Genomic DNA, 25,863 nt, shown 5'->3' with positions numbered 1-25,863 from the left:
AACCGACAACTAATTTGAACACTAAAGACTACATACAACTTTTAAATAAGCCGTATTCGCTGAATGATAAGCAAACAGGCGAGCTGGAACGGATACTTAGTGAGTTCCCGTTCCTGCAAAGTGCGCGCGCCATTTATTTAAAAGGGCTGTACAACCAGGACAGTTTCAGGTACAATACCGAGCTGAAGAAAACCGCTGCCTATACCACGGACAGGTCAGTGCTGTTTGACTTCATTACATCGGAGCAGTTCCAGGGTGTACAGAAAAAATTCTTTGATGATCAGGAAAAATCCGTTGAGCTTATTGCCGTGGCTGATAGTGAGGTTGTCACCTCCCCCCCTTCTCCAACGGACAAGGTTGAAGAATCCATAAAGCGCCTGATTGAAGTTGCCGGTGGAACTGATGAGCAGGTTGAAGTACAACCGCAACCTGAAGAAATTGTAGTGCCGAAAGAGCCGACAGCAAATGAAATTGAGGAAGCCCGGCCTGAAATTACAGCTGCTGAAGAAAAACTTGAAATAGGCAAGCCGCTTGAATTCAACCCCCAGGAAAAACACTCTTTCGCAGAATGGCTGCAGCTTTCGAAGTTAGCGCCCATCAACCGGGAAGATGCACCAAAAGCACCGGAAAGCCCTGAGCCTGAAAACAGCGGTTCATTAGCTAAAAAACTGGAGCTGATAGACAAATTTATAGAAAGCAACCCGAAGATAGCGCCTGTAAAGAACAGCCCGATTCCGCCGGTATCCATTGAGCGCAGCACCGAAGACAATTCGAGCCTGATGACCGAAACCCTGGCGAAGCTTTACCTGGAGCAAAAAAAATATGCAAAAGCCATTCAAGCTTATGAAATTTTAATTTTGAAATATCCGGAAAAAAGTGTTTTCTTTGCAGACCGTATTTCGGACATAAAGACTTTACAACAAAATAACAATTAATACGATGGTTAACTTTTCAATTTTTCTGGTACTTATAACAATAGTGAGCTTCCTATTGGTAGTCGTAATTATGGTTCAAAACCCTAAAGGCGGCGGCTTGTCTTCTGCAGTTGGCGGAACACAAATGATGGGAGGCGTACAGAAAACCACCGATTTCCTTGATAAAAGTACATGGACACTTGCGGCCATCCTTATTGCGCTTATATTGCTTTCAAGCCTTAGCTTCTCAACAAACCTTTCGGGTGAAGAGCAAATAATCGACGAAAGCGCTGTTCCGGCTGCTAAAGCACCGGCAACGGGAACACCGGCAACACAACCGGGCACTGCACAGCCACAAGGCGGCACTCCGGCTCCGGCAGCACAACCTGCAAATTAATTCTCATAATAAAACCATAAAAAATGCCGGCTCATTTGTGCCGGCATTTTTTGTATGTAATTTTGTCAGCCCTCAATTGACTGGCATAATTTCTGTCAATCAAAAAACAAATTTTAAATAACAAACATAAAATAGAGAATAATATGGCTTTAAACATTAAACCCCTTTCAGACCGTGTTCTGATCGAACCGGTTGCTGCAGAAACACAAACTGCTTCTGGAATTTTTATTCCTGACACTGCTAAAGAAAAACCGCAAAAAGGAATTGTCGTAGCCGTAGGTAACGGTACTAAAGACCACGACATGACCGTGAAGGTAGGCGACACCGTTTTGTATGGCAAATATGCAGGCACCGAATTGAAATTTGAAGGTAAGGACTACCTAATCATGAAAGAAGAAGAGATCTTCGCAGTAATCTAAGAGTTTATTATTTAAACACATATAAACATAAACCAAAATGGCAAAAGAGATAAAATTTGATATTGAAGCACGCGACGGCTTAAAGCGCGGTGTGGATGCATTGGCAAATGCGGTAAAAGTAACATTGGGACCTAAAGGCCGTAATGTAATTATCAGCAAGTCGTTTGGCGGACCGACAGTAACCAAGGATGGTGTGTCTGTAGCCAAAGAAATCGAACTGGCTGACACCCTTGAGAACATGGGCGCACAGATGGTTAAAGAAGTAGCTTCTAAAACCAACGACCTTGCCGGTGACGGTACTACAACGGCAACGGTATTGGCACAGGCTATCGTAAAAGAAGGCCTTAAAAACGTAGCAGCGGGCGCTAACCCGATGGACCTTAAACGTGGTATAGACAAAGCTGTTGAAGCTATTGTTGCCGATTTGTCGCAACAGGCTAAAGTAGTAGGATCTGACAGCGAAAAGATCAAGCAGATCGCTTCGATCTCTGCAAACAACGATGAAACAATCGGCGAACTTATCGCTACTGCTTTCGGAAAAGTAGGTAAAGAAGGTGTTATCACTGTGGAAGAAGCCAAAGGAACCGATACGTATGTTGATGTTGTGGAAGGCATGCAATTCGACCGTGGTTACCTTTCTCCATATTTTGTAACTAATTCAGAAAAAATGGAGGCCGAATTAGACAGGCCGTACATTTTACTTTACGATAAAAAAGTATCTTCTATGAAGGAACTGCTTCCGGTACTGGAGCCGGTGGCACAATCAGGCAAGCCATTATTGATCATTGCTGAGGATGTAGACGGCGAAGCCCTTGCAACCCTTGTAGTGAACAAGCTAAGGGGCGCGCTTAAGATCGCTGCCGTTAAAGCTCCTGGCTTTGGCGACAGGAGAAAAGCGCTTCTTGAAGATATCGCTATCCTTACAGGTGGTACCGTAATCGCTGAAGAGCGTGGCTATACCCTTGAGAATGCTACTCTTGATATGCTGGGCACGTGCGAAAAAGTAGTTATCGACAAAGACAATACTACTATCGTGAATGGCGCAGGCGAATCAGAAATGATCAAAAACCGCGTAAACCAGATCAAAGCGCAAATGGAATCGACCACATCTGATTATGACAGGGAGAAACTACAGGAGCGCCTTGCAAAACTGGCCGGTGGTGTTGCCGTACTTTATGTAGGCGCAGCATCTGAAGTAGAAATGAAAGAGAAGAAGGACCGTGTGGATGATGCATTGCACGCTACAAGGGCTGCTGTTGAAGAAGGTATCGTAGCCGGCGGTGGTGTTGCACTGCTAAGGGCTAAAGCAAGCCTTGCAGCCATTAAAGCTGAAAATGCTGATGAGACTACAGGCATCCAGATCGTTGCACGCGCTATCGAATCGCCTTTAAGGACTATCGTTGAGAACGCAGGCCTTGAAGGATCTGTAGTAGTGGCTAAAGTTGCCGAAGGTTCAGGCGATTTTGGTTACAACGCTAAAACCGACGAGTATGTGGATATGCTTGCGGCAGGTATCATCGACCCTAAGAAAGTAACACGTGTAGCGCTTGAGAATGCTGCATCGGTTGCGGGTATGATCCTTACTACCGAGTGTGCCCTTATCGATATTAAAGAAGAAGGAGCCGGAGGCGGAATGCCAATGGGCGGCGGTATGCCGGGAATGATGTAATCATTTCATCTTGTAAATAGTAAAGCCGCCTGTTGATTCAGGCGGCTTTTTTTATCTTCCGAAACTGTCATAGTAGTCTTCGGCATATTTTTCAAATCTTGATAAAAGTGCGATATTTTCTTTTTCAAGGGCAGTGAGCTCTTTATCCACATTATTGGATATTGGTACATACCAATAGTTGACTTCAAAAAAATGACGTATTGAATTTTTCCTGAACGAATAGCCATGGCGTGCAAAGATGGTATTCCTTATAATCTCCAGGTCCAGTTTAGTCAGGTTTTTAAGCTCTGCCTCAGAAAGTTTTCTTACAGATGCATTTATACTAAAGATTTCCTTAGACGCAACACGATATACATCTTCCAAATATACTTGCTTTACGCCATCCTCCAGGGTATCATTTTCCGGGTTCATGTTTTTCAGCGAATCACTTTCATCTTCTCCTGCTTCACCTTCATCATAATATTCATCATATTCTACTTCCTGTTGCTTTGAATTTTCCCAATCTACCCTGTCTACATTTTCACTAAGCATAAAATTGGGATTGTATACGAATTGCCTGTGGGTGATCCTGAGCTTTTTAATTGTGGTAGTATCCGGACTGTCTTTAAATGCAGTATGTGTCCCTTCTAAAAATGAACCCTTTATCATTTCTAGCTCATAGCGGCCATCGTAAGCAAGAGTACCCGGTTCATCTAATGTCAGCATGATTACATCGTTCTCTTTTTCGGATATTTTCCCTGTCAGCGGCCTTTGCACACCCGCAACCAGGCTTTGCCCGTAAACCTTATCCCCTATAATGCTACTTATTTTTATCGTAATTTTCTTTACAGGAACACTAATGGTATCATCCTCCGCATATACCGGTTCAATGTCGCCACTCCAAATGCCGCAATATTCAGAATATTTTGGATGCCTGTCGTTTTCGGCTATGTTTTTTTTGTTACCCTCTTCATTTTTGCATGAGCATGCCATGCCAAATAGTGAGATAAACAGGATAAGTTTTTTCATTGGTTTGTATTTTGTTGGTTACGTATTATAATTTCGGCAATAATAATATTGGGCACCCAGCCCAGCCAGGCCACGATCTGGTAAACATCCATCGGTGCCGGATGAAAAAGGCATACCAGGGTTACTTTCCAAAGCCGTAGGGTTACTGCCGAAAGACTTAGCGCAAAACTGCGTATCATCCAGCTTCTGTGGGCTGTATATTGTTTTGTCCTGATCTTGTGCATTGCTATAAATGTTGTAATCCACCAAAGCAACCCCAACAACATGAAAGATATCCTGGACGTAATACCTCCATTGGCATACCAACCCATATAAATGCCGCTTGGCGCTGCAAGGATAAGAAGTAATACTACATATTGATAGCCTGCGATCCGGTGTATTTTTCTCCCAAGAGATCCTTTAAATCTAAAGAATTGAACGAACCCGGCAAGTAACACGAAAATACTGGAATAAACATGGGCATAGAACAGGTAAATATATTCAGGACGAGTTTGTACTTCTGTCTGTTTTATTTGCAGGAAAGCGGCATTGGGGCTAATGGGGATATAGTAACATGTTATTTTTACCATAAGCCAGTAAAAATACAGAAATAAAAAAATGAAGAGCCGGCTCCACAACCTGTATTTTTGTGAGTGTATATTTACATTCCTGATATTCATGGCCTCAAAAATACATAAAAGCAGGATAGTGTAACCCCAAAAACATTTCTTTTTCATTATGTTAATTCTGGTTTTTCTTTTTGGTGGATTTAGTTAAAATCCTACATTTATCGGATCGGCACTTGCAATTTTAATCTGCCAGTCCAACCACCTTATGAAAAAAATCCTGCCTGCCCTACTACTGCTTGCCCTGTATGGCTTCAGCCAAAAAAATTTTGCCCAGGAAAGTAAAAAAGAAAAGGTCGCCAAAATGCTCAGCGATTATTTTTTCCTGGAACGCGAAAACATTCATGTGCACCTTGACAAAAGTGTTTATACTACCGACGAGCAAATATGGTTTAAAGGCTATGTTTTTCACCGCAGGAAGAATGTCCCGTTTTTCTCTACCGTGAACATTTACGCCTCACTTATAGATGCAGACGGCAAAATACTGGAAACAAAGTTATTATACGGCAACATTGGCAGCTTTTCGGGGAGCTTTAAGCTTAACAGCAAGTTTAGTTCGGGCAAATACTACCTGCAGTTCTATACCAACTGGATGAACAATTTTACAGAAGATGAATCGTCGGTGTATGAGGTATCGGTTATCAATGAAGCCCAGGGTGCCGGAACTGCTTTGGCGAAGGCCGACCCCTCCAAAATAAGCATAGCATTCAGGCCGGAAGGCGGTACATTGGTAAGCGGGGTCGCCAACACCATAGGCATAAGCATTGCCGACTGCAACCACAACCCTATTCCGGTATCTGTAGCAGATATCGTAGATGGCTCGGGCAATGCGCTCATGAAAGTACAGATCAACAAAAAAGGCTATGGCAAGTTCGAGCTTCCTGCCGGGGCTACGGGCTGTAAAGCTATTGTTACTATAGACGGCGTAAAGCACGAACAGTCCCTGCCACAGCCGCAGGGCAAAGGAATAGCCCTTGAAATAAACAACTACTCGTCTCCCGACAAAGCCATTGTAAAGCTACGGACTAACAAATTTACAGCCGACTCATTTGCCGGGAAGCCCCTTTTTATTTTGCTTCACCAGGACGATCAGGCAATGCTGTATGAAGTGGCTTTTAAAGAAGGGAGTACGGAACTGATGATGGCGATACTGGCTAAAGATCTTTTTGAAGGAATGAGTACCATACGCGTACTCGACAGCGACCTCAACCAGCTTGCGGAGCGCCTTATTTATAAATATCCCCAAACAGTACTGACCAGCGAACTAACCAAAGTGAAACAAGTGTCGGATACGCTTCAGTACAAAGGAAAAGTGAATTACCCGAATATGAACCTCAGTATGTCGGTGCTTCCTGAAAATACGATAAGCCTGGACGAAACCAACGATATTTACAGTTCGTTCCTGCTTCTCCCCTACATTAAAACCCACAGGAATGCTTCGGGCAGGTATTATTTTTCGACACTTTCTAAAGTAAAAGCATACGAACTCGACCTGTACCTCCTCAGCCAGGAAAGTAAATATGAATGGAGGAACATCATGACAAGCCCGCCAAAAAACAATTACCCATTTGATATGGGCCTTACTGTGAAAGGCACTGTCCCCGCAAATTCCGGTAGTACCAAATTGGCACAGGTGCGCCTGTATTCGCTTACATCATCAATTGACGAAATAGCAGATGTAGACGATAAAAGGGAATTTGCCTATAACAATATGGTGATTGCCGACTCGACTTATGTAAATTTTACCCTGCTGCGGAAAGGCGAAAAGCCTAAAGAGCTCACGCTTGCCCCACAAATATTGAATGGCGGCAGGAGATACAACAAGCCTTTCAGGCCGGAGCCGCATTTTTATTTGGAAACAACTGCCCAGGAGGTAACGGAAGTCCCGCATACCTACAAAGAGAACATCGAGCTTGAAGAAGTAAAGATCGATGCCAACCGCTTAAAATATGCCAACAGGTTTGGGAATGCCAACCTAAGGGGGTATAAAATAACTGAGGAACAGGCCAATATGTACCTGAATCTGCTCAATTATATAAAGACCTATGGAGGCGGCTTTAATGTGAGTGACAACAACGGGGAAGTGCGAATTACCAGCCGTACAGTAAACAGCATAAACGGCGCGCAGACCGGGCCGATAGTATATATTGACAATGTACAGCAACTGGACCTCGCCGTTTTGCGCAATATACTTATGGAGGAGGTGGACGAGATCTACATGAGCCCCCATGCTATCGTGCCATCCGTGCGCAACTTTACCGGGATCATCAGGATATACCTGAAGAGGGGTGGCGGCGCCTATAAAAGTAAAAATGCAACCCCAGAGATCATGGTGAGGAATGGTTTTGAAAGGGTACTGCCCTTTGAGAATGTACATTACAGCAGTACCAACGACAAAGGCTTTGAGAATTTTGGACTAATTGACTGGGAGCCTGTTATCATGACTGACGAGAATGGAGCATTCAGGATCGAGATGCCTAAAACCGCGCAAAAAACAATCAAAGTGGTCATAGAAGGCTTTAGTGCCGATGGGAAACTGGTCTCTGAAATAAAGACCATGACCGTAAATTAAAAACTCCCCGGGGAGGGGGAGTTTTCGCTACTAACTAATTGAAAAACACCTGGTACTGAGCTACAACAGCACCTTTGCTTCCTGTATGGTCACCATCCGTATTATACACGGGGTGGTTTTGGTACGACAATGTGAGTTTTGATACCTGCCCGGCAAGCAGCCAGTTCACTCCGGCATCAAAATACACCATAGGGTCGTTTAGCCTTTCATAATCGGCATACTGTACCGATGCATAAGGCATAAGCGTGGTAGTGCCTATAAGGTTGTCCTTAAATTTATAGCCTGCCTGCACATAGCCTACGGTACCCGTTCCAAACATCGGGAAGGCATTACCGCCGCCATTGAGCACCGACGGGTCGTTGCTCCCATTAGCCGGATTCATAGGTCCTGAATTGCGTATGTAATTTTTCCCATAATCAAAATGGGTTATATTGCCATAAAGGCTTATCGCCCGGCCATTGCCACCCATAGGTGCATCATAGTATACATCGGCAGCAAGGTGGAGCATATCACTGTATATGGTATTCCCGGCGTCATCCAGGCGCCACATGGCATCTTTTTGGTAAACACCCCCGGCACCGATATTAAACACTGTTTTTGTGCCGAGGTAAGTACCGGTATTATACGGCGTCATATTCGACTCCTGGTCTTTGAACTGGTATTGCAGATAGGCATTGTACTGCATTTTTGGCGGATCTGCAGAGAATGATGATACATGGCTTATGTTTGCCGCAGGGTTGTATCCCGCCGACTTTTGGATAGCCATTGGCTGGGCCATAGCTACGCGGTAATCCAGCTTCCCCAGCTTGCCTTTTGCAAAGATGGACAGCTTCCTGCCGAACTGGTCGGTCACGTCATTGGTAGCCTCCTGGTACAACGGAAGGTCGATCCCCATAATATTGCCCACCGAAGACGACCCATAGCGCGAAAGCCCGTTCCAGCCGGATAATCCCATACCTAAGGAAAGCCTGGTTTTGTCAACTGCATATTCTCCGTAGGCATCGTGCACAAAAAAGCCCATTTTCCTGTCGGCGATGTTATTAAAATTGTTTTCCCCAAACTGCGAATAAGCAAACACCTTATCGGTAAGCTGCCCGTACATCTGCACCCTGTAACGGCGGATACCCATATCGGTACCGCTGTTTTTTGCAACGCCATTTATCGTAGTCCCTGGATTGTAATCAGCGCTTCTCAGCCATGCCTGCGTCATAAAAGTGAATTTCACGAAATTGCTTCCGTCTTCATTCAGGTAAAATTTCCTGTCTTTAAAAAAGTTTTGGGAAGTAGTTTGCGGCACGGGGGTTACAGCCTGGGTTTGTGCATTAGCATTATAGGGCATCATGGCGGCTATCAGCCCAAAAGCCAACGCATATTTTATATTTTTCATTGATGTGTTTGTTAAAAAAGGAATACCGGCTTTGCGAACAGGACAAAAATACCGGTATTCCGGGCAATTAACAACTTTATCTTCTCCCTGTAGCATTGCTGTGCCAACAGGGTTGTATTATGGCTAATGATAATTGAAACAACAACAAATAGTCAGATATTCATCACAATCAAACAATTGTAAGAATACTCATTTGTTGCTTCAGTATAAAATAAAGGGATTGTGGTTAATGATCTTTGCAGCACGATATAGCCGCGCAGCAGATCATTACTTCAGAAAATCGAATTTCCAGTTGCAGTACAGTTCGTACAGCGGCACTTTGTAGCCATTGCTGCAAGATACTGCAGTTGTTGCAGGGAAATAACTTGTATGTTGGGAAATAAGTGTATTGAAAGAAAGATCGCCAAAAAAGGCAAACGGCATATCATCGATATCGCTGTCCTTAATTTGTTCCAGAAAGTTTGCCGACGAACTGCCTTCTGTAACAGACAGCTGCTTTACCGATTCTGTGCGGGTAGTTTCTTTTTTATGGAATGAAGGGGCTGCGGCGCAAAATGTTTTTGCCTGACCTGCAGTGAGGAAAAATAATACCAGCCAAAAGGTCATGAAACCTTTATTGCTGTTTACCATTTTTCGGATTGCCTGCATTCTTAAGAATTTAGTTTCACAAAGTTATATGATTTTTAATCTGTAAAATTCATTTCCATGAAAATTTTTCAAAAAAAATTCCCCAAAGGATTTTTGGGGAACTATTAGGTTTATGAGACAGAGGTTATCCCCTGTCATACTTGCAGCAACTATGCAGATTATCGTAGTCTGCTTTCTCTGCCTTTATGGTATCGGTATCATGGCCTGCTTTAGCGATGGCTGCGCGCACATCATTAAGGCTGCATTTTGTCTCGTCGATGATAAGATCGAGGTCTTGTTGGTCTTCATGCCATACTGCCGACTTTACGCCTTTCACGCTGTAGGCCGCTTTTTCTATGCGTTTCTTACACTGGTCGCAGTTGCCTTTTACCTCAATTTCGTATTTGGCGTTCTTGTCCTTTTTTTCCTGTGCCTGTACAGATAGCCCGGTAAGGGTTATCAGTAGTATTAGAATTAGTCTTTTCATTGTATTTTCTATTATTTATGTTGTTGAAACCACCCCGCCCTTCGGGCACCCCTCCAAAGGAGGGGAAGTTCGGAGCAAATTTATTATTTTATCTTAAAACGTATACCCGCATAATACATCTGCCCAAAAACAGGCGCATAGATAATACTACTGTCAAAATACGGGCCAAAAGGGTTGTCGTTACCCAGGATCGCCTTTTTCTGCTGGTAATTGCCCAGGTTTTCGGCCCCCACATAGGCTTCGAATACACTGGAGAACGTACGCGTTACCTGCGCATTCATCAGCGAGAATGCCGGCGAATAATCGCCCATCTGGTACTGTACAGGGTTGCTGCCGGTATAAGGCAGGCGTTGTTTGCCCATCCAGTTGTAGGTAAAGTCGAATTTCCATTGTTTGCCATGGTCGCCAATATGTGTCTCATAGGCTATGTTGGTAAAGAAGCGGTGCTTTGCCTGCAATGGCCTTTGCTGCGCCCCGGCAGTGGCATAATCGGTACTGATGTCGTAGTATTTATAGGCCGTGCGGATATTGAAATGCATAGTTATCTCATAATTCAGCTCCACCTGGAGGCTGTTGGCATACAACTTCCCGTTAAGGTTGTAAAAGTCGACAGCCTGAGGAGAATTGAATACATCGGTAACCACCTGGTTTTGGAAATCGGTACGGTAAAAGTCCACAACGAACTCTGCATTCTTATTGAACAACGGAAAACCCTGTACAAAACTCACACCATAATTCCATGCAATTTCCGGGTCAAGACCATAAAGTTTCCCTCCCGTTCCCAGGATATTCATCTGCCTTGAGCTGCCAAAGTAGGCCTGGTTTTCGGCAAAAATATTCGCGGCCCTCTTGCCCCTTCCGGCAGATGCCCTGAACGTGCCTTTCTCCCAGGGATTGTAGCGCAGGTGCATCCGCGGGGTAAAGAAGGCCCCAAGGCGGTTGTGCACATCGAATCGCCCCCCCAGTACCACACTGAAGTCGTCGGCATTGTCATAAGTATATTCAAAAAATGCGCCCATGGAGTTATCGATCCTGCTGAAATCGGTCGTGTTTACAAACTCGCCGTAATTATCATAGGTAAAGTTAAGCCCGGCGGCGAATTTGTTCAGCGTGTTATTGATGATCGAATTGAAGATCAGGTTGGAGTACAGGCTTTTCTGCTCGATATTGTAGGTAGAAAAACCGAAATACGAATCCTGCTTGTGCCAGTTGAACGAGGTTTGCAGGCCAATGCTCTGGAACGGCATATCGGGGAAAACATAACCGAGCTTGGCCGACACATCAGCTTTGTCGGTATTGATCTCCGAGCCCCAATGATTTGTGGTAAACTTATCCTTATCCGGGTCGAAATCCACTTCGCCGGCCTGCTTCTCGTCGCGCATGTAGCGCAGGTTGATGAAGCTGACCCAACCTTTTTCGGCATTGGTATACTGCCAGCGGTTCATGATATTTACCTGTTTCCCGAGCGGGTTATCAAGAAATCCGTCATCGTTCATGTCGTTTTTGGCAACCCGCGCATTGCCGTGCAGGAACAGGCTACTACTCCATTTGTCGGAAAGCTTTTTATTGAAATGGGTGTTCAGCTCAAAACGGCTGTCTGTAGATCCATACGCGTTCAGGAAAAACGGTATGTCATCCACAGGTTTTATCAACTCATAATTGATCTGGCCCGAAATGCTTTCGTAACCGTTGATGACCGGGCCGGCGCCTTTGGTAATCTGGATGCTGCTCACCCACGTACCCGGCACAAAAGATAGCCCGTAGGCCTGCGAAGCGCCGCGGACAGCCGGGATGTTTTCCTCGGCAATCAGCAAATACGGACTGGTAAGTCCCAGCATTTTTATCTGGCGCGTGCCGGTAAGCGCATCGGAGAAGCTCGCATCGATAGACGGGTTGGTCTCAAAGCTTTCGGCAATGTTGCAACAGGCCGCTTTCAGGAGCTCCTTGCTGCCCATGGTGGTAACGTTTGCCGCTTTCAGTTGTGATCGCTCAAGGCTTTTACGGGTTTTATCCACTACCACTTCATTAAGCTCCTTCCCTTTATCGGGTGTCATTTTGTGGCTGATGAAGTTGGGGGATGCTACATCCAACGTATCGGTAACGTAGCCGATATAAGAGATAATTAGCTTATCGCCGTTTGAATATGGAATTGAAAAATGGCCACTTTCATTTGTAGAAGTTGAAGTGCCAAGAGTGAGCCAACTGACACTGGCTCCCGGCAATGGCTGGCCCGTTTCGTCGGACACCATGCCGGTAAGTGGTTCCTGCGCATAAGCAACTAAGCCTGCCAACAGGAATATATAAATTAAAATAGTACGCATAATAAAAGTTTAATGTTATTACTTAAGTCACTTTTGCGCATGCAAAAGCCGTAAGAACATTAATTTTTAGGCGTAGAAAATGTATTGGCAATAGAGCTTAAAGAGCGGCGGCGCATGAGATTCGCAGTAAAAAGACGGAGTGTCTTTTATAGCAACAGGCGCTTCGCTGTAGTGCAATGTATTAGGGTTCCATACTTCGGCAGGGCAAAAAGCCGCGAGGTCGAGCTGGAAAGATTTTACGATAATATTATCCGACTTGGTATCGTGCAGCTTTATGACATCGTGCTTACAGCAGCTTTTAGTGGTTTTAACCGCTGCGCCACAACAGGCTTTACGGGTCTCCTTTTCAGGTTTTGCGCTACAGGACTGCTGTATTTTGTAAGCCAATGAAACTGATGCCACTTCACCGTGGCAATAATGCACATTGAGCGCCATCCCGATATTGGACACCAATATCAGTATGGATAATAATGTGCTTATGTATCTGCGTAGTTTCATCTAGATGCAAAATTACGAAAATTAGTTCTTAAAAGGATATGCTAAAATAACTTTTAGGAAAGCCGGTATAGTATGAATTGTTTTTAGAGACTTATACCATGAATATTTATATATGATTTAGATGTGTTACAAATATTACTCCTTGTCTAATTTTGTAACTTTTTTTTATATTTTTGAGGCAAAAGTTAAAAAAATGAATAAACTAATCATTCTATTACTCTTCCCTGCAGTTTCTGGTTTTTCGCAGACCAGTGTGGGAAGCATCAATTCGGGATCGAACGCATCCAATACCTTCTCAGGCAGTGTGGGCGTGATCTATGTAGTTCCCGAAAATCCCGACAGGATTTCGAGCGGCACACTGGGCGCTGTTACCCAAATTGTTCTTGATGCCCTGGACACCAACGATTTTATCGTAGCCGAAGGGATCACGTATTATCCAAACCCGGTACAGGACTACCTCACTTTTGAGGCAAAGGGCGAAATAAACCTTTCTGAAATGCAGATCCGCGATGCGAAGGGGAGCAAAATTACCATTGCCCCGGCCAATGGCAACCGCATTGACCTTTCTTCGCTGACTACCGGAATTTACTTTATGTCTTTCCCAAACACCAACATCAAACCCGTTAAAATCGTAAAAAATTAAACCATGAAAAAATTATACTTCTTATTGCTTTTTATTTCCTTTGGCATGATGGCTCAGATACCACAGGGATTCAGTTATCAGGCAGTGGCGCTGAATACCACAGGGCAGCCTGTAGTTTCATCACCTGTAAAAATTCGTCTCAGTATCCTTGAAGGAAGCGCAACAGGAGAAGCTTCATATGTAGAACTTCATAACCCTACTACTAACAATGTTGGGTTATTTACTTTAACTATTGGTCAGGGAGTAGCGCAAACTGGCACATTTTCAGGTATCAATTGGGCTCTGACCTCAAAATTCCTTAAAGTAGAGATAGACGTTAATAACGGCACAAACTATATAACTGTAGGCTCTTCACAGCTATTAGCCGTACCATATGCAATGTATGCGGGAGCAGTTATTGGAACCCCCGGGACGAATCCGGGTCCAGGCCCAGTATCTGAACTCACACAATTATATCTTTATGGCACCTTTAATTCCTTCAATGCCACAACATCGCTACCAATGGTGTATACCGGAACAAGCTTTTATGGATATAAATATCTTACGGCAGGCACTCAACTTAAATTTCTAACAGCTCAAAACGCTACAGTAGCCTATGGTAATGGTGGCGGCAACATGCTTGCCCAGAACGGAAGCCCTTTTGTTGTAAATTCGAGCGGCATGTATTTAATAAAAGCGGTGGCTTCTGAAAATGTTGATGGAGAATGGGAATATAATATATCCATATCAAATATATCGATAAAAGTAAATCCCAACTATGCAAGCCCAAATTATGAACAAGCTATGACATATAATGCCAATACTAATACTTTCAGTTGTACATTTTATGTACCCGACTTCGCAAGCAATGACTTTCGAACTATTTGGTTTAAGCTAGGTTCGTCATCATATGGGGACAATCTTGCCGATGGTAGTATAGATCTCGGAGGAGAATTAATACACCTACCTTTAGGAGAAGATACTTACCTTATTACCCTTAATATTAATTTTTCGGGAAGTGGTAGCCCTTACACAGTCACACCGCAATAACAATTTGCTACATATCATTTTTGAAACCCGTTGCATCACCAGCATCGGGTTTTTTATTTATATGCGCCTGATAATAGAATGCCGGCAGGAAAAGTATTAAGAATAGCGGCTGTATCAAAAACCTTCGCACATAGAATATAAGCAGCAGGCTCGGTTTTTCGGTATTCAGGGAAATGAACAATACGGCTGTGAGCAACACGAAAAAAACAGCATATAAAACAGTTGTTAGTTTCATTACTGACTTATCCTTAAACGCCAGCCAGATGATGCCCAACGAGAATAACATATTAAGCCCGTAACGGAAGGCTAGCCCAAAAAACAACTGCATGCTATCATATTCGGGAAGTTCTTTATCTTCTTTCCTGAAAAAGGCCAGCAATGGGTCGTAGAACAGCTTTTCCTCGAAAACACGCACCAGCACCAACAGTACCAGCAGGACAATTATCCCTGATATGTCTTTTATATTAAGCCGCATTTTTTTTCTTATTTCCCGAAAACTTCATTACCCATGCTACCCACAACGCAAAAACTACCCCATAGATAAACAACGGAAAGACAATGTCGTGAAGTAGGTGCCCATACTCATTGTAGTGATAGAGGCCCATACCCAGCAGCCCTACCCTGGCGACATTAAGCACATGCAGCAGCAGTATGCCAATGAGGATATACAGCGATGTCCTCTTGAAAGTAGTGGAGAAAGCAACTATAAAAGCTACAAAAAGTATTATGACACTTACGGCATTACAACCTTCGACCACACGCGCCACCCGCCTATCGTTTACGAAAAAAAAGTAGGAGGCCTCAAAAGGCTTTTTTTCGATATGCGCTTTATCGCCCAGCAGGTTCACGAATCCCGAAGCCTGCTCTGCCACGAGGTGCGTCATGCCGTCGGCTTCGAATGTTGCAGCGTCATAACGGCTCAGGTAGGCCCAGTACACTAGTGAGAGTACCAGGTAGCTTCCGCCGAATTTTAAGAGAAATAAAAAGAAAGCCCTGTTTTTCCGGAGGACATCCATTGGCAATTAGTTTTAAACAAAAATATGGAAAAAGTGATAATAAGTATAAAAAAGTGAAATGGACTTCAAATAATCCCCAATAAGATGTTTTAATTCACTGCCCCTTCTAAAAACTATGCACCTATATAGTTATAATTAATCTTTATAAAATTTAAATGCCTGCTAATGGTTTGCTTTGTATTTTTGTACTTATAAAAATTTATCACCATGACATTTGAAGAACTGCAGCCAAAAGTGACCGACATACTGCACCACCGCGATACATCAAGGGATGAAAAGCTCCTGCAGCTGTGCCACCTTTTAAAAGAAAATATAGATTATTATGACTGGGTGGGCTTTTACTTCCGCAATGGAGAAAAAGAAGAACTTATCCTGGGTCCTTATGCAGGAGAGCCGACCGACCATACTGTTATCCCTTTCGGGAAAGGCATCTGCGGCCAGGTAGCGGTATCCAACCAGAATTTTGTAGTGCCTGACGTTAGTGCACAGGACAATTACATCGCGTGCAGCATTTCGGTGAAGTCGGAGATTGTTGTGCCCCTGTTCGTTGATGGCGTAAACATCGGCCAGATCGATATTGACTCGGGCGTGCTGGATCCTTTTACAGAAATGGATGAACGGTTTTTGGAGTTTGTGAATGCGGAGGTGGCCAAGCTGTTTTAATTTGTTTAAGGTTTAAGGTTTAAAGTTTTTTTGAAAGTTCTGTTACGAAAGCAGGTACTGCCAACTGATTGAGCAGGAGAGGCAACTTTAAACTTTAAACCTGAAACTTTATAACAATTCAATACTTGCGTGTTTTAAAATAATGATTACCTTTGCACCCAATCAGGAAAACCCTGGTATACATAATAATCATTTATACAATATTAGCATGTACTTGACTAAAGAAGTAAAAGCAGAGATCTTCGCTAAACACGGCGGAGCAGAAGCTAACACAGGATCTGCAGAAGGGCAGATCGCACTATTCACATTCAGGATTAACCACCTTACAGGCCACCTTAAGAAAAACCGCCACGACTACAACACAGAGCGTTCGCTTGTGAAGCTGGTAGGTAAAAGGAGGAGCCTGCTTGACTACCTGAAAAAGAAAGATATCAACAGGTATCGTGAGATTATCAAAGAACTGAACATCAGGAAATAATCGAGATGAGAAGAGGTGCCCGCGCGCCTCTTTTTGTTTTTACATATTGCGCAGAAAAAGTTTTTGGTTTTTCATTGGGTTCCACACAACTACAACAACAACACAACTAAACCCATTGTTTAATCAAAAGAATTAGAATTTATGATCCCAAATGTTATTAAAGAGATCATCGATCTGGGAGATGGACGAAGCATCTCGATCGAAACAGGCAAACTTGCCAAACAGGCCGATGGATCGGTCGTAGTACAAATGGGCAACGCCATGCTGCTTGCCACTGTGGTATCTGCCCGCAGTGCAAGCCCGGGCATTGACTTTTTACCGCTTACGCTTGACTACCGTGAAAAATTTGCTGCCGCAGGGCGCTTTCCGGGTGGTTTCTTCAAGCGCGAAGCCAGGCCAAGCGACGGCGAAGTACTAACCATGCGTCTTGTAGACCGTGTACTGCGTCCGCTGTTCCCTAAAGATTACCATGCTGAAACGCAGGTAATGATCCAATTAATGTCTCATGACGACGAAGTGATGCCCGATGCGCTTGCCGGACTGGCAGCCTCTGCAGCGCTTGCCCTTTCTGATATCCCTTTTGCAACGCTTATCTCTGAGGTGCGTGTGGCAAGGATAAACGGAGAGTTCGTTATCAACCCAAGCAAAGCCCAGCTTGAAGAGTCGGACATCGATATGATGATAGGCGCTTCTATGGACTCTATCGCGATGGTTGAAGGCGAAATGAAAGAGATATCTGAACTTGAAATGATCGAGGCTATTAAATTTGCCCACGAAGCCATTAAAGTACAGATCGCCGCACAGGAAAGGCTTCAGGCCGCTGTGGGTAAAAAAGAAGTAAGGACCTATGAGGAAGAACGCAGTGATGACGCTATCCTTGCTAAAGTAAAAGAGCTTTCCTACGACAAGTATTTTGCAATTGCCAGCGAAGGTTCTGCAAAGCACGAACGCAGTGAGAAATTTGCTGCCGTGAAGGAAGAGGTGAAAGCATTGTTTACTGAAGAGGAGCTTCTTGAAAACGGCGACCTTATCAGCAAATACCTTTCTAAAGTTAATAAAGAAGCAGTACGCAACGTGATCCTTGACAACGGCACACGCCTTGACGGAAGGAAAACGAACGAAATACGCCCTATCTGGTGTGAGGTGGATTACCTTCCATCTACGCACGGTTCGGCACTTTTCACAAGGGGTGAGACGCAGGCGCTTGCTACGGTAACGCTTGGCACATCCCGCGAGGCGAATATTATCGACCGCCCTACAGAACAAGGCGAAGAGCGTTTTTACCTGCACTACAACTTCCCTCCTTTCTCTACCGGCGAAGCTAAGCCGCTAAGGGGAACATCGAGGCGCGAGGTTGGGCACGGTAACCTTGCACAGCGTGCACTTAAAAACATGATACCTGCGGAGACTCCGTATACTGTACGTGTGGTTTCTGAAGTACTGGAATCGAACGGTTCGTCTTCAATGGCTACCGTATGTGCCGGTACGCTTGCACTTATGGATGCCGGTATCAAAATGACAAGGCCGGTATCGGGTATTGCCATGGGGCTTATTTCAGACGATGCTACAGGCCGTTGGGCTGTACTCTCTGACATCCTTGGAGACGAAGACCACCTTGGCGATATGGACTTCAAAGTAACGGGTACATCAGAAGGTATTACTGCCTGCCAGATGGACATCAAAATTGAAGGCCTTAAATATGAGATCATGGAACAGGCGCTCAACCAGGCGCGCGAAGGCCGTCTACATATCCTTGGAAAACTGACAGAAGTACTGGAGGCTCCAAGGGAAGATGTGAAACGCCACGCTCCGAAGATCATCAAAGTTACCATTCCGGGCGCTTACATCGGGGCGCTTATCGGCCCTGGCGGAAAAGTTATCCAGGAACTGCAGAAAGCCTCAGGCACTACTATCGTTATTAACGAGGTAGACGAGCAGGGTGAAGTAGAGATCCTTGGAACAAGCCCTGAAGGAATCCAGATGGTACTGAACAAAATCGACTCTATTATATTCAAGCCGGTTGTTGGCGAAACGTACAGCGTAAAAGTTATCAAAATGCTTGACTTTGGCGCGGTAGTAGAATATATGGATGCTCCGGGTAACGAAGTATTGCTTCACGTAAGCGAACTTGACTGGGCACGTACTGAGAACGTATCTGACGTAGTGAACATGGGCGACATCTTTGATGTGAAATACATCGGTATCGACCCTAAGACACGCAAAGAGAAAGTTTCAAGGAAAGCCCTTTTACCAAGGCCTCCAAGGGATGAGAACGCTCCACAGCGTGAGAACCGCGGCCCACGCGAAGGCGGCGACCGTGGCGGATTCAGGGATAACCGTGGTGGCGGACGCGACAACCGTGGCGGACGTGACGACAGGAACTCCCGCGACCGTGGCCCAAGAGAAGAAAGAAGGGACGATGGCCCACGCGAGCCTCGCAACGACAATAATGGCGAAGCGCCACAAGAATCTTAATTACTTTTTAAGGTTAATTCAGAAAGAACCCTGTCGCTGTAAAGTGGCAGGGTTTTTTGGTTTAAAATTTTTCATCGGTTTTTACTATATTTGTTTATACGCATTTATGAATACTCCAAAACCTCATATTACAGACCTTTCATCTCATATTTTCTGGGATACGGATATTAATTCCCTGGATTTTGAGTCTGACGCAAAATTAATAACACACAGGGTTTTGGAATATGGCGTTTTAAGCGATTGGCAGCTTATAAAAAAGTTTTACGGCTTACCAAAAATAAAAGAAATAGCTGTAAGCCTTAGGACACTCGATGATGTCACGCTTGCATTTTTATGCACTATTTTCCATTTACAAAAAACAGATTTCAGATGCTACAGACTCAGACAGTCAACAGGGAACTCCTGGACTTATTAAATAAGTTAATGGCGTTTGAAATATTTAAGGATTTCAACCTGGTGGGCGGCACAGCATTAGCATTAAAAAGAGGCCATAGGGTTTCCATTGATATCGATTTGTTTGGAAATTCTGAAATTGACGAATTTGAATTCGCAAACATCCTGAAGGAATTAGGAAATGTAGTTATATTAAAAAAAGCCGTAATATAATAATTTACAGTATCTATGGAATCAAAGTTGATTTTGTAAATTATAAGTATCCATTACTGGAAGATATAACAGTTGTTCAAAACGTAAGAATGGTTTCTGAAAAAGATATTGCTGCTATGAAACTAATGTGATATCAGGAAGAGGAAGCAGAAAAGATTTTATAGACCTGTTTGTCCTTTTGGAAAAGTTTTCATTAAAAGAGATGATCGGCTTTTATAAACAGAAATACCACGATGGATCCGAATTTCTTGTGTTAAAGAGCCTTAGCTATTTCGAAGATGCAGATGAAGAAGCTATGCCGGTAATGCTTATAAAAAACTCCTGGGATGAAATAAAACAAAAGATAAAGGCAGTCACTGAAGAATATTTGCGTTTGCTATAACTAATCCTGAAAACTTCCCATTATGAAAAGGCAGATCGTTTTTATAACTTTAATATACCTTCTTCTCAAATAATAAAATTCTATTTAAGTCTTTACTAATCCATTCCAGATAAAATTCTTCATCAGATCCAACATCATATTCATTATCCCAAGGCGCAATGTTATTCTTGTTATCAGCAATAAAACCGGCAATTTTTTCGATAAGGAATTCCCGGTTTAAAACAGGTTCGGTTAAATTGTTTAAACGGTAATTTTCGTCCCTGTTAATCAAAATATTATATAGCTTTTCAAGATTCTGCCTAAAATTATTTCTGCCAAGTATTTCGATGGTAAATTCTATATCAGACAATTGCGGATCAATACACACATTGAATATAGGCGTATCAACCGTATAAGGCTCTCCCCATTCAAATTTCTTTTCCTCGACATAACAATGCGGCACTGTTTTTTTATCTATGTAAATCATAAAATTAGTAGCTGATCTTATGCTATCTTTACAAAGATACAAGAACTAAAATTTTTGATTATCAAATTCCATACTATGACTATCCGCGAAGCCTTACCCACCGACATCCCACAAATACAAATAGTACGCAATGCTGTAAAAGAGAATATGCTGTCCGACCCTGCACTTGTGCCTGACTCGGATGTTGACGATTATATGTTCCGTCGCGGTAAAGGCTGGGTAGCCGAAGAAAATGGCATCATCTTTGGCTTTGCGATAGCTGACCTTGAAGACAACAACATATGGGCGCTGTTCCTTCATCCTGATGCTGAAGGGAAAGGTATTGGCAAGCAGCTGCACAAGGTCATGATGGACTGGTATTTCTCTCAAACGAAAGAAACGGTATGGCTGAGCACGGGTTTCAACACACGTGCGGACACTTTTTACCGGATGCAGGGTTGGCGCGAAGTTGGGCTGTATGGGACTAAAGAAACGAAGTTCGAAATGAGCTTTGAGGACTGGTCGCGGCTTATCCATTAAACAATTTATTACGCCTGATGTCCCTACCCTTCCGCAGCTGCCAGGCATGCCATGCACTGGGCACATCGTGTGTCCATTTTGGTAAAAAAAGGATAATCAGGTAAACATCGATATGGGATATGATACCGAAAACAACCGCCAATGCCAGCGGTATACCCCCATGCCCGAAACCGATGATGGAAATAAATGCTGCAAAAAGCGTTATCCCCCATAGCTTTGACAATAGCGCATGTGTACAGGTTTCCTTGCCGAACTTTAGGAAGCTGAACACATAGGTCAGCCCTTCCATTGCAAAGATTGTGATGATGGCATATTTGTTATTGATTATGATTTCAGGATTGAGCAGCCAGCTGCACCAACCGGCGCAGACCCAGAACACGAGGTCGGTCTGGCTGTCCATGCGGCGCAGCTTTTCGGTTGAAACCCCTGTCTTACGGGCAATGATACCGTCGAAAATATCGGAAAGGATGCCGAGCAGGAGCAGGATCATCAGTAATATTCTGGCTTTTGTGCCCTGGCTGTAGGTGATTGCAATCATTACAGGCCCCAGAATAAATCTGAAAGTTATTAGTAGAATGGGAATGTTTTTCATGGTTTTATTCTTTAAAATTCCAATTAATAAAAGGAAGTATCCGTTTCTCATTTTTATTGATGAGGCCTATCTGGATACCCCGAAGTTTTTTTGCGTTATTGAACAGGCCTATTTGTAAGCCGGTGAATTTTTCGGCTGTGCCGTAAGCGCCATTGAGCATGCCTATCTGAAGTCCGGTGAAAGCATCATAATCATTGCATAGGGCAGCGGCCTGGAGGCCTTTGCCATCATGCACTTTGTTACCAAACAGCGAAATCAATACACCATTGCCATACACCGCACCCGCCATACAAATACCCGCCTGTACACCATTGGCCCTGAAAGAATAATTTGAAAAACCCGCAACGGACAGCCCATTGGTTTGCCTGAATGATTGCACAAAAGCAGATACAGTAACCCCATTTACATCGGCAAAGGCATTGGTGCCGCAGGAAATGTTGAGGCCATACACGATTTCGTTGGGAATTTTCTTTTCAAATTCCCGGATCTCATTAAGGTCGCGGGGATAGCGCACCCTGTCGACCGGGAAGACAAGTGTAAAAAACAGCAATGCTTGCGATACCGGCTCGATCCGAAGGCCGTAGGAACGCACGCTCACATAATCTGAATCCATATAGGTGTCGGAACCCACCCCAAAGGAAAGTCCGTAGATGTCGCTGTCGCCTGTGGTATATAACCCAATAGGAAAACGCGCTTTGCGGTGCTGCACTACCTGTGCCTTCACCGGAAAATGAAGCAAGAAAAAAGTAAGCATAAGCAGGTGATTTAGTTTCATGATTATTATTTTTTATGTGCGGTAAACAATGGCAAAGCTCAGGCTGTGCGAACCAAAATCCTTTGTTACATGTTTGCTGAACATCCCGTAAGGCGTGTAATTGTAATTGATATGCAGGCCCAGGTGAGGGTATCCGAAGCGGATACCCTGCCCTATGTGGAATGTACTCAGGCCTTTTACATACACGTCGTTCGTACTGTCCTTAAAATCTTCAGGGTGTAGCTTGTGCATATGACGTGCGTGCTTATCGTCAAATACAAAAAAGGCATACCCTAAAGTGGACAGCCACTGCATTTCCAGCTGGTTTCCTACAGGATAATCCTTCGCTACACGAATACCCGCCATACCCGAAACACCTATAGCTTTTACCCGGTAAATGCTATCGGGCGTGGCATAGTCAAATTGCTGTCTGTCAGTAGGAATATAAATGCTGATACCAATATCGGACATAGCCCAGCAATCACTTATGCCGCTACGATTCCAAATAGCGAACTCAGGCGAGGGCCCTATCTTGCCGGCCAGGCTGCCAAACGGCACCCTGACACCGCTCTCGAATATAAACTGCTCACAATCTTGCGAAAGGGTTACAGCAGTACTAAATGAAAGTAGTATTACAAGTATATTTTTCATAGAAAGCGATTTTATTAAGTCAAAATTATTGTGATTACAGCAATTGCATTTGTGTTTTTGAATTAATAAAAATTATACATTTGTGAAAATCGCAAAAATGGACAGTCAGAAAAAACTCTTGAAAGCTATACGGCAAAGGATCGGCAAATCGGCTTCGGTAATCGATGAGATTGCTGCCGTGCTAAATATCAGCTATAATGCCGCACACCGCAGGGTTTCGCAAAAAAGCAGATTCTCCATAGAAGAGGCTGTAGCGCTGTGCCGGCATTATGCGCTGTCAATGGACCTGCTGTTTGCCGATAGCAAAAAAGTGATCGTAGAGAAAACCAATGAAATACGTTCACTTGAGGATATGGAGACTTACTTCCGGCAATCGGCAGAAAACATAAGCAGCTTTGCTGAGTATCCTGATGCGAAAATGTATTATTCTGCGAAGGACATCCCGCTGTTCTATACCATTGGCGGCACACTGCTTTCTAAATTTAAGCTGTATGTATGGCTCAACCTGCTTGCAGGAACACAAAACCAGGACCGTTTTGAGAATTTTACCATCAACCGTTCGCTGCAGGAACACAGCACTAAGCTGAAGCAGGTATATGACAGCGTGGAAGTACACGAGGTTTGGAACGACACTACCATCAACAGCAATTTGCAGCAGATATTTTATTTTTACCAGTCGGGGCTGCTCACTTTGGCGAACGCCCGGTTACTCTGCGCCGACCTGAAAGCCATACTCGAGGCTGCCGAAGACCGCTGCTGCAACGACACATCGCGCTTTCACCTGTATTATAACGAACTGCTGATACTCAACAACAATGTGCTGCTCTCCTCCCCCGAAAAGCAATCCTTGTTTGTTCCCTACACCATGCTGGGCTATTTTATTACCAATGATGCCGATACCTGTAGCAATGCGCTTGCCTTTTTTAAGCACCAGGTAAAGAATTCTAAATCGCTGAATGAGTCCGGCACACGAGACCGCAAGCTGTTTTTCAACAAGGCGCACCAGAAGATCGACTTCTACCTCCAGCGCATGGAAGGCGAAGTGAATTTAAGTTTTTAAATAAATCCGAAAACTGCACGCAACCTTTTTTCATTTTCGATACTATCAGATAAGGACAAAGGGAATTGCCCGAAAAAAATTTATATTGCCGCGCAACCTTTTTGCAAAACGGAGGACTATAGATAAAAGGCCTGTAATAATCCTTAAATGACCAATAAACAAACCGACCAGCTTGAACATAGACAATATCATAAAAGGCTGTATTAAATACCATGCCGGGGCACAGGGAGAGCTGTACCGCATGTATAAGGATATGCTTTTTGTGCTGTGCCTGAAATATTGCAGGAATGAGGCCGAGGCCGAGGACAACCTGCACAATGCCTTTATTGAGATATTTACAACCATTGGCAAATACAAAGGGCTGGGGTCGTTTGAAGGGTGGATGAAGCGCATTACCATCAACAAGGCGATAGACAGCTATAAAAAAAGCAGCCAGATGGTTCCCGTAAAAGATGATTATGCCGGAGAAACGGAGGTTACCGATGCCGAAATGGACCTGCCACTGGATTATATCCTCTCCCTGGTGCAGCAATTGCCGGACAAGTACAGGCTAGTGTTCTCGCTATATGAGCTGGACGATTATTCGCATAAAGAGATCGCAGAAATGCTGGACATCAGTGAGAGCACATCTAAATCCAACCTGCACCGGGCCAAAGCAATATTAAAAGAAAAAATAACAACAAGCAGCCGCACCCTAACTATAATGTAAACAATGGAAAATAAGAAAGATATAGGGAAAGCATTCAGGGAGAAGCTGGACGGCCTGCAAAAGCCGGCCCCCGATGGCGGCTGGGATTCGATCTCATCACAATTAGGGAATATAAAGAAACCGTCTAAATTCCCGTGGCTGAGAACTACAATAGTTTCACTTGCGGTAATTATTGCAATTGTACTGGCATACTCCCTTTTAGGAAACAAGGCTGAATCACCTGAAAAAGATACAAAGGAAACAGTTATCGCTCCGGAAAACGGGCAGACGAAAAGTGTAGTCACTTCAGGCAATGCCGCAGCAACAGATAATGCCACCACAGAAGACAGCAGGATGGTGCAAAGCCCATCGGGCAATAGCCTTTCCGGACTCACTTCGCCTAAAACCGCCAGGACAGATGAAAGCAGGCAAAATGTTGTTGCATCTGATAAGCACATCACCGAATACGAAACTCAAAGACCTGCCGCTCCGGATAGTAATATAACTACATCCATTAAAGAAAACAGTCCCGCAGCGCACGAAGCAAACGCCGTTAAAGCTGCTGAAAATGAAGACAACGCTTATCCTGACAACCGGAGGGGAAAACTTAAGCCATCTACCGATTATGGCGCTGATTCTTTAGTTATAAAGAAAAAACCTGAGAAACGCGATATTTCTAAAATTGCCGATAGCCTCAACAAGCTTTATGGCAGGGAGAAAAAACAAAGTAAGAGGAAGAACTGATTACGTTTGCCACGGCCTCATGCCGTATTATCCCGTTTAAAAAAATAAATTTAGTTTTTAGTTGGCCCCCACTTAAGCCCATTCCAATACCGGAATGGGCTTTTAATGTTAAAATTTACACATTTTTTGAATCTGTGTAACTTTTTACTGTTTGCTTACGTATAACTAACACATACTTAAACTCAGGAATCTT

30 protein-coding genes are annotated in these 25,863 nt (G+C 43.9%); 17 read left to right on the top strand and 13 right to left on the bottom strand.

All coding sequences use genetic code 11. From position 1 onward, the window contains the following. Positions 1–14: 14 nt before the first annotated feature. The 4 genes from HYN59_RS08000 (at position 15) to groL (ending at position 3,399) form a co-directional block, all read left to right on the top strand. Positions 15–935, top strand: coding sequence for a tetratricopeptide repeat protein (locus HYN59_RS08000; protein WP_108779673.1), 921 nt, complete (start codon positions 15–17; stop codon positions 933–935). A gap of 4 nt (positions 936–939) precedes the next feature. Further along, positions 940–1,311: a preprotein translocase subunit SecG gene (gene secG, locus HYN59_RS07995; protein WP_108777775.1), complete on the top strand. Its 372-nt coding sequence runs from the start codon at positions 940–942 to the stop codon at positions 1,309–1,311. 143 nt (positions 1,312–1,454) lie between these two features. Further along, complete coding sequence (locus tag HYN59_RS07990; RefSeq protein WP_035135923.1) at positions 1,455–1,730, top strand: co-chaperone GroES; 276 nt, start codon at positions 1,455–1,457, stop codon at positions 1,728–1,730. Positions 1,731–1,767: 37 nt separating this feature from the next. After that, entirely contained in the window at positions 1,768–3,399 is a 1,632-nt protein-coding gene (gene groL, locus HYN59_RS07985; protein ID WP_108777774.1) for a chaperonin GroEL, read from the top strand. A 51-nt stretch (positions 3,400–3,450) separates the two neighbouring features. On the opposite strand, the gene HYN59_RS07980 is transcribed toward groL, so the two are convergent. After that, positions 3,451–4,407, bottom strand: a complete 957-nt coding sequence (locus HYN59_RS07980) for a YARHG domain-containing protein (RefSeq protein ID WP_108777773.1) — start codon at positions 4,405–4,407, stop codon at positions 3,451–3,453. Next, the gene (locus HYN59_RS07975; protein ID WP_245895684.1) at positions 4,404–5,123 is read right to left on the bottom strand and encodes a DUF2306 domain-containing protein; all 720 of its coding nucleotides are present in this window, start codon (positions 5,121–5,123) and stop codon (positions 4,404–4,406) included. The genes HYN59_RS07980 and HYN59_RS07975 overlap by 4 nt, the downstream gene beginning before the upstream one ends. 97 nt (positions 5,124–5,220) lie before the next feature. Here HYN59_RS07975 and HYN59_RS07970 point away from each other — a divergent pair, with 97 nt between their 5' ends. Next, positions 5,221–7,584: a hypothetical protein gene (locus HYN59_RS07970; RefSeq protein ID WP_108777772.1), complete on the top strand. Its 2,364-nt coding sequence runs from the start codon at positions 5,221–5,223 to the stop codon at positions 7,582–7,584. A gap of 34 nt (positions 7,585–7,618) precedes the next feature. Here the strand turns inward: HYN59_RS07970 and HYN59_RS07965 are convergent, their stop codons facing one another. From HYN59_RS07965 to HYN59_RS07945, 5 genes are all read right to left on the bottom strand, one after another. Beyond that, positions 7,619–8,971 (bottom strand): hypothetical protein, encoded by a 1,353-nt coding sequence (locus tag HYN59_RS07965; RefSeq protein WP_108777771.1) that lies wholly within the window; start codon positions 8,969–8,971, stop codon positions 7,619–7,621. 267 nt (positions 8,972–9,238) lie between these two features. After that, the gene (locus HYN59_RS07960; RefSeq protein ID WP_108777770.1) at positions 9,239–9,619 is read right to left on the bottom strand and encodes a hypothetical protein; all 381 of its coding nucleotides are present in this window, start codon (positions 9,617–9,619) and stop codon (positions 9,239–9,241) included. A gap of 124 nt (positions 9,620–9,743) precedes the next feature. Beyond that, on the bottom strand, positions 9,744–10,085 hold the full coding sequence (locus HYN59_RS07955; RefSeq protein ID WP_108777769.1) for a heavy-metal-associated domain-containing protein: 342 nt from the start codon (positions 10,083–10,085) through the stop codon (positions 9,744–9,746). 83 nt (positions 10,086–10,168) lie between these two features. Beyond that, positions 10,169–12,406, bottom strand: a complete 2,238-nt coding sequence (locus HYN59_RS07950) for a TonB-dependent receptor plug domain-containing protein (RefSeq protein WP_108777768.1) — start codon at positions 12,404–12,406, stop codon at positions 10,169–10,171. 66 nt (positions 12,407–12,472) lie between these two features. After that, positions 12,473–12,904, bottom strand: coding sequence for an HYC_CC_PP family protein (locus tag HYN59_RS07945; protein WP_108777767.1), 432 nt, complete (start codon positions 12,902–12,904; stop codon positions 12,473–12,475). Between the two features lie 193 nt (positions 12,905–13,097). Here HYN59_RS07945 and HYN59_RS07940 point away from each other — a divergent pair, with 193 nt between their 5' ends. Next, positions 13,098–13,547: a T9SS type A sorting domain-containing protein gene (locus HYN59_RS07940; RefSeq protein WP_181369532.1), complete on the top strand. Its 450-nt coding sequence runs from the start codon at positions 13,098–13,100 to the stop codon at positions 13,545–13,547. A 3-nt stretch (positions 13,548–13,550) separates the two neighbouring features. Next, positions 13,551–14,576, top strand: a complete 1,026-nt coding sequence (locus HYN59_RS07935; RefSeq protein ID WP_146185892.1) for a cadherin repeat domain-containing protein — start codon at positions 13,551–13,553, stop codon at positions 14,574–14,576. Positions 14,577–14,583: 7 nt separating this feature from the next. On the opposite strand, the gene HYN59_RS07930 is transcribed toward HYN59_RS07935, so the two are convergent. Both HYN59_RS07930 and xrtF read right to left on the bottom strand, forming a co-directional pair. Continuing rightward, positions 14,584–15,063 (bottom strand): exosortase F system-associated membrane protein, encoded by a 480-nt coding sequence (locus tag HYN59_RS07930; RefSeq protein WP_425433079.1) that lies wholly within the window; start codon positions 15,061–15,063, stop codon positions 14,584–14,586. Further along, a complete protein-coding gene (gene xrtF, locus HYN59_RS07925) occupies positions 15,041–15,592 on the bottom strand; it encodes an exosortase family protein XrtF (RefSeq protein WP_108777763.1) in 552 nt (183 codons plus the stop codon). Before xrtF ends, HYN59_RS07930 begins: the two co-directional genes overlap by 23 nt. Before the next feature lie 207 nt (positions 15,593–15,799). Here xrtF and HYN59_RS07920 point away from each other — a divergent pair, with 207 nt between their 5' ends. The 6 genes from HYN59_RS07920 (at position 15,800) to HYN59_RS07895 (ending at position 20,196) form a co-directional block, all read left to right on the top strand. Further along, positions 15,800–16,255, top strand: coding sequence for a GAF domain-containing protein (locus tag HYN59_RS07920; RefSeq protein WP_108777762.1), 456 nt, complete (start codon positions 15,800–15,802; stop codon positions 16,253–16,255). A 208-nt stretch (positions 16,256–16,463) separates the two neighbouring features. After that, positions 16,464–16,733, top strand: a complete 270-nt coding sequence (gene rpsO / locus HYN59_RS07915; protein WP_108779671.1) for a 30S ribosomal protein S15 — start codon at positions 16,464–16,466, stop codon at positions 16,731–16,733. Between the two features lie 141 nt (positions 16,734–16,874). Beyond that, complete coding sequence (locus tag HYN59_RS07910) at positions 16,875–19,208, top strand: polyribonucleotide nucleotidyltransferase (RefSeq protein WP_108777761.1); 2,334 nt, start codon at positions 16,875–16,877, stop codon at positions 19,206–19,208. A 106-nt stretch (positions 19,209–19,314) separates the two neighbouring features. After that, positions 19,315–19,623: a DUF6922 domain-containing protein gene (locus HYN59_RS18155; RefSeq protein WP_108777760.1), complete on the top strand. Its 309-nt coding sequence runs from the start codon at positions 19,315–19,317 to the stop codon at positions 19,621–19,623. 8 nt (positions 19,624–19,631) lie between these two features. Continuing rightward, positions 19,632–19,814 carry a nucleotidyl transferase AbiEii/AbiGii toxin family protein gene (locus HYN59_RS07900; RefSeq protein ID WP_219928801.1) on the top strand — a complete coding sequence of 61 codons (183 nt, stop codon included), beginning with the start codon at positions 19,632–19,634 and terminating at the stop codon, positions 19,812–19,814. A 127-nt stretch (positions 19,815–19,941) separates the two neighbouring features. Then, the gene (locus HYN59_RS07895) at positions 19,942–20,196 is read left to right on the top strand and encodes a hypothetical protein (RefSeq protein ID WP_108777758.1); all 255 of its coding nucleotides are present in this window, start codon (positions 19,942–19,944) and stop codon (positions 20,194–20,196) included. 49 nt (positions 20,197–20,245) lie between these two features. Here the strand turns inward: HYN59_RS07895 and HYN59_RS07890 are convergent, their stop codons facing one another. Next, the gene (locus tag HYN59_RS07890; RefSeq protein WP_108777757.1) at positions 20,246–20,662 is read right to left on the bottom strand and encodes a hypothetical protein; all 417 of its coding nucleotides are present in this window, start codon (positions 20,660–20,662) and stop codon (positions 20,246–20,248) included. Between the two features lie 75 nt (positions 20,663–20,737). Here HYN59_RS07890 and HYN59_RS07885 point away from each other — a divergent pair, with 75 nt between their 5' ends. Beyond that, the gene (locus HYN59_RS07885) at positions 20,738–21,181 is read left to right on the top strand and encodes a GNAT family N-acetyltransferase (protein WP_108777756.1); all 444 of its coding nucleotides are present in this window, start codon (positions 20,738–20,740) and stop codon (positions 21,179–21,181) included. Here HYN59_RS07885 and HYN59_RS07880 read toward each other — a convergent pair. From HYN59_RS07880 to HYN59_RS07870, 3 genes are read right to left on the bottom strand one after another with little or no spacing between them, the layout of a single operon-like run. Beyond that, positions 21,171–21,773 (bottom strand): CDP-alcohol phosphatidyltransferase family protein, encoded by a 603-nt coding sequence (locus HYN59_RS07880; protein ID WP_108777755.1) that lies wholly within the window; start codon positions 21,771–21,773, stop codon positions 21,171–21,173. The two genes, HYN59_RS07885 and HYN59_RS07880, sit on opposite strands and share 11 nt — an antisense overlap. 4 nt (positions 21,774–21,777) lie before the next feature. Beyond that, positions 21,778–22,548, bottom strand: a complete 771-nt coding sequence (locus HYN59_RS07875; protein ID WP_108777754.1) for an LA_2272 family surface repeat-containing protein — start codon at positions 22,546–22,548, stop codon at positions 21,778–21,780. A gap of 12 nt (positions 22,549–22,560) precedes the next feature. Then, positions 22,561–23,178 (bottom strand): hypothetical protein, encoded by a 618-nt coding sequence (locus HYN59_RS07870; protein ID WP_108777753.1) that lies wholly within the window; start codon positions 23,176–23,178, stop codon positions 22,561–22,563. Positions 23,179–23,275: 97 nt separating this feature from the next. Between HYN59_RS07870 and HYN59_RS07865 the strand changes: the two genes are divergently transcribed. From HYN59_RS07865 to HYN59_RS07855, 3 genes are all read left to right on the top strand, one after another. Further along, positions 23,276–24,238: a hypothetical protein gene (locus tag HYN59_RS07865; RefSeq protein WP_108777752.1), complete on the top strand. Its 963-nt coding sequence runs from the start codon at positions 23,276–23,278 to the stop codon at positions 24,236–24,238. A gap of 172 nt (positions 24,239–24,410) precedes the next feature. Beyond that, entirely contained in the window at positions 24,411–24,947 is a 537-nt protein-coding gene (locus HYN59_RS07860) for an RNA polymerase sigma factor (RefSeq protein WP_108777751.1), read from the top strand. Positions 24,948–24,950: 3 nt separating this feature from the next. Continuing rightward, positions 24,951–25,670, top strand: coding sequence for a hypothetical protein (locus tag HYN59_RS07855; protein ID WP_108777750.1), 720 nt, complete (start codon positions 24,951–24,953; stop codon positions 25,668–25,670). Positions 25,671–25,863 lie beyond the last annotated feature (193 nt).

This window comes from Flavobacterium album (assembly GCF_003096035.1).
Classification (GTDB): Bacteria; Bacteroidota; Bacteroidia; order Flavobacteriales; family Flavobacteriaceae; genus Flavobacterium; species Flavobacterium album.
Note: the sequence above shows the minus strand (reverse complement) of the source record. Positions and strands in the feature narration are given on the sequence as shown.